Raw genomic sequence first — 555 nt, 5'->3', positions numbered from 1 at the left:
CGTACGATAGATTTAAGCGATCCTTCTGTAAAATCTATCGTTAAGCAAATAAATAAGCAGCAAGATGACGAAGTTAATGATGATGCTAATAATGCTAACAAAATAGAGATAGAATAATTTACTCAGCGCGTTATTTCAAAGAGCTGCCTTAACGTGATATTTTTTAAGTAATAAAAAACCGCCATATCATTGAACATGGCGGTTTTTTTGTCTTTTTACAAGCTACTAGGCTAGTACAAAGCGTTAGTCATTCTTTGCTCTAAATTCGGTATGGCACGATTTACAGCTTGCGCCTACTTCACCAAAGGCAGGCTGAACGTCTTCGACACTAGTGGCCGACTGTGCAGCAGCATTTAGCTCAGCAGTCACTTTTTGAAAGTTGTCCGCTTCAGCACTGAAACCGTCAGCATTTGACCAAACGGCCTCAGCGGCATTACCCATGGCTTCTTGGTTTTCAAAATGACTCCAAGGGCTTGAGGCGTCTTCTGCCAAGAATGCGGCTTGTTCTTTGAAAACTGCCGCATCAAAGGTATCTGGTGCTTTGACCATGCCGCC

General features: G+C 42.3%; 1 protein-coding gene. It reads right to left on the bottom strand.

The window, feature by feature from the left end; all coding sequences use genetic code 11:
• Positions 1-243: 243 nt before the first annotated feature.
• Positions 244-555, bottom strand: a 312-nt coding sequence (locus tag ACS8FC_RS19965) for a c-type cytochrome (RefSeq protein WP_439298065.1), incomplete at its 5' end; no start/stop codon positions are given.

The sequence above is a fragment of the Psychrobacter sp. 1Y4 genome, from assembly GCF_051847555.1.
This window is presented reverse-complemented; position numbering and strand designations above follow the sequence as displayed.